Annotated in this window: 6 protein-coding genes; all 6 read left to right on the top strand. The window is 72.8% G+C overall.

The genetic code is table 11. From position 1 onward, the window contains the following. A partial coding sequence (locus AOK23_RS31150) for an NAD-dependent epimerase/dehydratase family protein (RefSeq protein ID WP_079049811.1) occupies positions 1-712 on the top strand: 712 nt, incomplete at its 5' end. Between the two features lie 173 nt (positions 713-885). Continuing rightward, the gene (locus tag AOK23_RS31145) at positions 886-1,449 is read left to right on the top strand and encodes a hypothetical protein (RefSeq protein WP_055715912.1); all 564 of its coding nucleotides are present in this window, start codon (positions 886-888) and stop codon (positions 1,447-1,449) included. Further along, positions 1,446-1,700, top strand: a complete 255-nt coding sequence (locus AOK23_RS31140; RefSeq protein ID WP_055715911.1) for a hypothetical protein — start codon at positions 1,446-1,448, stop codon at positions 1,698-1,700. The genes AOK23_RS31145 and AOK23_RS31140 overlap by 4 nt, the downstream gene beginning before the upstream one ends. Before the next feature lie 21 nt (positions 1,701-1,721). Next, the gene (locus tag AOK23_RS31135) at positions 1,722-2,222 is read left to right on the top strand and encodes a DUF6098 family protein (protein WP_055715910.1); all 501 of its coding nucleotides are present in this window, start codon (positions 1,722-1,724) and stop codon (positions 2,220-2,222) included. A 95-nt stretch (positions 2,223-2,317) separates the two neighbouring features. After that, positions 2,318-3,292: an immunity 49 family protein gene (locus AOK23_RS31130; RefSeq protein WP_055715909.1), complete on the top strand. Its 975-nt coding sequence runs from the start codon at positions 2,318-2,320 to the stop codon at positions 3,290-3,292. A 2-nt stretch (positions 3,293-3,294) separates the two neighbouring features. Then, the coding region (locus AOK23_RS31125; RefSeq protein WP_055715908.1) for a phosphotransferase family protein at positions 3,295-4,153 on the top strand (859 nt) is incomplete at its 3' end.

Raw genomic sequence — 4,153 nt, 5'->3', positions numbered from 1 at the left:
TGCCTGCGCTGCCCGCCTCCCCCCGGAGACGCTGGAGGCGGGCAGCGCAGGCACCCGCAACGCGCCGGCGGTGGCCTGCCGGGACGGCGCGCGGTTCCTCCTCGGGTCGTCCTCGGCCGTCTACGGCCGCGCCCACGGTCGTCCCCAGCGGGAGGACGATGTCGGCGAGGTCGACCCGGTGGGCCCGCGCTGCGCCCACGAGGAGGCCCACCGGTTCTCCGAGGCGCTGGTCACCGCGTACGCGGGCGCCGAGGGCGCGGACGCGGGGATCGTACGGGTGTTCAGCGCCTACGGGCCCCGGATGCGGGCGGACGACGGCCGGGTGGTGTCCACGTTCATCCGGCAGACCCTGGCCGGGGAGCCGCTGACGGTCGCGGGAGACGGGCGCCAGACACGGTCGCTGTGCTTCGTGGACGACGTCGTCGAGGGGGTGCTCCTGGTGGCGGCGGGCCGTTCGGTGCGACCGGTCAACGTCGGCGGCGGCGAGGAGACGAGCGTCGCCGCGCTCGCCCGCCGGGTGCCCGACCTGACGGGCTCCGACTCTCCGCTCCGCTTCGTCGACCGTCCCGCCGGTGAGGCCGAGCGCCGGGTGCCCGACACCACGTGGATGCGTGAGCTGTTCGGCTGGAACCCGAGGGTGCCGTGGGAGGAGGGCCTGGAGCGGACGATCGCCCACTTCACCCGGGGCGGCGGCGCGTTTCCGCAGGTGTGATCGGGTACCCGCTGCATGCACCACCCACAATCAGAACAAAACAGGCAAAGGTGTTCACGGTGACCGCCAGGGGTACCCGGTGGAGCCGTCGATTCCCGGCAGCCCGCGAGGTGCCCGGCACGCGACCGCGCCACCATGCCGCCCCCACGTGGAGACCGCGAAGGAGCAACTCGATGAGTCATGCGACACGGACCCGGCACACCCCCACCTCCACCTCCGCCCGGCGGACGGACACGCAGCTGCTCTCCGTCTACCTCAACGACCACCTGGCCGGCGCCACCGCCGGCACCGACCGCGCCCGCTATCTGGCCCGCTCCTGTCGTGGCACCGACCTCGGTCCGACCCTGGAGGCGATCGCCGGTGAGATCGCCAAGGACCGGCGCAGCCTGACCGACCTGCTGCACCGGCTGCACATCCCCGCGCGCCGGTACAAGGTCTGCGCGGGCTGGGCCGCCGAGAAGCTGGGACGGCTGAAGGCGAACGGCAGGCTGGTGCGCCGCTCCCCGCTCAGCACGGTGATCGAACTGGAGATGCTGCGGGTCGGGGTCTCCGGCAAGATCGCGTGCTGGGAGGCCCTGCGGCAGCTCGCCGAGACCGACGAGCGCCTCGAACCCGACGTGCTCGACGATCTCCTGCGCCGCGGCCACCGGCAGCTGAACACTCTGGAGGAACTCCACCGCGAACAGACCGCGTCCACCTTCCGCACCGCCGGACCGCACGGCCAGGGAGCACAGTGACGAGCGAACAGACCCCGTCCCAGGCAGAGGGAGAACCGGACACCGACACCGACACCGGCCGCGAACCGGCCACCGACGAGCAGGTGCCCCGCACCACGCCGTCCCAGGCCGAAGGCGCACGCGACGACGAGACCGAGACCCAGGACGCCGACACCGACGGCGACAGCGACAGCGACAGCGACAGCGACAGCGACAGCGACAGCGACAGCGACAGCGACAGCAGCAGTGGTGTGGGCGACGACCGCCCCTGACATGGCGAACCCGACGACGCGATGAACATTCGAGACGAACTTCCCGTCCTGCGGACCCTGGAGGAGCTCGCGGACCTGGTCCGGCACACCTCCGGTCTCCATGTCCGCTGGTCACACGGCCCCGAGGCGGACCGTGCCCTCGTCACGAGCAGGGACGGCCTCACCGGCGTGCGGCTGCCGGGGCTGTCCGCCAACCCGCTCGACCTGGAGCCCTGGTGGGAGGACCGGCCGGTCGAACTGTGGGTGGCGCGCCGCCTGTACGACTACTCGCACCTTCCGCGCGAGAAGGGACCGGGCGTCCGCCCGTGGATCCTGCGCGGCCAGGTGAAGGGCCGGGGGCCCGACAACGAGCCGCTCCTCGGTGACGTCGACCCCGTCGGTTGGATCGACGAGGCGCTCATCAAGGAGGCCGCGGAGACCGTCGACCGCCAGGGAGGCGAATGGGGCCCCATGCAGCGTGACGGCGACGAGCCGTCCAAGGGGGCGGATGACGGTGACCGCCTCGGGAACGGGACCGGCTGAGCTTCACCCGGTCCGACTGCCGCACCCCCGTCGATGTCGGCCCCCGCTGATAGCGTGCCGTCCGGTCGTGAAGATCGCGAAGGGGGACGGCAGCCGTGCGGGAAGTGTCATGCCACGAGGTCGCGGAGGACGGTGTCGCCCGGGCACTGGACGACATCGCCGGGCGGACCAGGCGGCGCTGCGGGCTGCTGCGCTACGACGACGCGTCATCGGCGCGACTGGGGGAACTGCGCGACGAGTTGCTCGACCACATCGCCGCCCGCGGCGTCGCCGGTTCCGCGCCGGACGAGTCGTCGCGTGCGGCGCTGCGGACCGCCGCGGAGTGCTCCCTCGGCATCCTCAGTATCGGCTGCTTCCCCAAGGGTGACCAGGAGATCTTCTTCCCGCTCGTCGGGGAGACGCTCAGCAGCGACGACGTCGCGTTCGGCGCCTTCGTCGACCGCGCGCCCACGGCGAGGACGTGGCTCGACGCGTTCGAACTGTGCGTGGTGAGCGGACTGGTGTGGGAGTGGCGGCGGGTGATCGGGCTGCTGCTGCGCACCGACTACGCGGGCGAGATCCGCAAGGGCGTGCCGTACTCGCCGCTGGAGTCGGTGTCGGACCCGGCGGACCTCGCGGCGATGGACGCGCTCTGCGGCTACCTCACGCACACCGAGGGGCACCTCCCCCGCGACTGGCCCACCGTGCCCCTGTGCGAGCCGGACGCCGGGGAACGCGCCGAGGCGGCCCGGCGGTTGGACGCGGTCGACGGCCCGCTGACCCCGGACCAGCGACTGCTGCGCGTCCTCCTCGACGACGACCGACCGGCCTTCGAGGAGGCCCTCGCGGACCGTCTCGACAAGCACCGCGCGGAGGTGGGAGCCGACCCCGCCCCCCGAACGCTGCTGCCACTCGGCCCGCTCGCCCTGGCCGCCCTCGCCGTCCAGGTGCACGGCTGGAAGCTGGACACCCGCTCCGGCTACCTCCCACCCGAGCTGCTCGGCTTCCCGCGAGCCCCGCGGGAAGCGGCGGACCCGGACGAGAACGACCTGGACCTGTGGACGGCCCGTTGGTCGAGGGGAGACCGGTAGCGGTGACGGTGGGACGAGAAGGTGCCGACGGTGACGACCCCGACGGCCGGACGTGGGACGCGACGCGCGCCTGGGTCGAGAAGCACCTCTCCGAGGGGGAACGCATCGTGGACGTCGCGCGGTTGCGCGGCGGCTGGACGTCGGAGATGCGCCGTCTGGACGTCGACGGACCCGACGGCCGACACTCACTGGTGCTGCGGTCCTTCGTGAAGCCCTTCTTCCTACGGCACGCCGAGGGGCTGCTGACCCGCGAGGCGAACGTACTGCGCCTGCTCGACGGCACGGGCGTCCCGGGGGCGGCGCCGGTCGCGGTGGACCCGGCCGGCGAACACTGCGACCACCCCTCGCTGTTGATGACCCTGCTGCCGGGATCCGTTCGTCTGGACGGCGCGGACGTCGACCGTCGCACCGAACTGCTCGCCCGTCAGCTGCTGAACATCCACCGTCTGGCGGTGGCCGAGGACCAGCGGCCTCGCGCCTACCAGGCGTGGACCTCTCCGGGGAGAGTGAGTCCACCCGACGGCACGCGACGGCCCGAGCTGTGGCGCGCGGCCGTGGACGTGATCCGGCGGGAGCCGCCGGAACACCTGGCCTGCTTCCTCCACCGGGACTTCCACCCGGGGAACGTCCTGTTCACCGGCGACGGAGACGCTCTCCGCGTCAGCGGCGTCGTCGACTGGGTGGAGACGTCCTGGGGACCGGCCGACCTGGATGTGGCGCACTGCTCCACGGCCCTGGCCCTGTTGTACGGGGTCCCCGAGGGCATGCGCTTCGCCGACCGGTACACGGCGGCCGGTGGACGGTTGGCCGGGGATCCCGCCTCCCACCTGTACTGGCGGCTGCTGGACGCGCTGGCCTTCG

It is taken from the genome of Streptomyces torulosus (genome assembly GCF_001419765.1).
Classification (GTDB): domain Bacteria; phylum Actinomycetota; class Actinomycetes; order Streptomycetales; family Streptomycetaceae; genus Streptomyces; species Streptomyces torulosus.
Note: the sequence above shows the minus strand (reverse complement) of the source record. Positions and strands in the feature narration are given on the sequence as shown.

What these genes read in the sequence shown, in the direction of transcription:
- AOK23_RS31135 (WP_055715910.1), top strand. Translation starts at nt 1,722, where the DNA reads ATGAACATTCGAGACGAACTTCCCGTCCTGCGGACCCTGGAGGAGCTC.
- AOK23_RS31145 (WP_055715912.1), top strand. Translation starts at nt 886, where the DNA reads ATGAGTCATGCGACACGGACCCGGCACACCCCCACCTCCACCTCCGCC.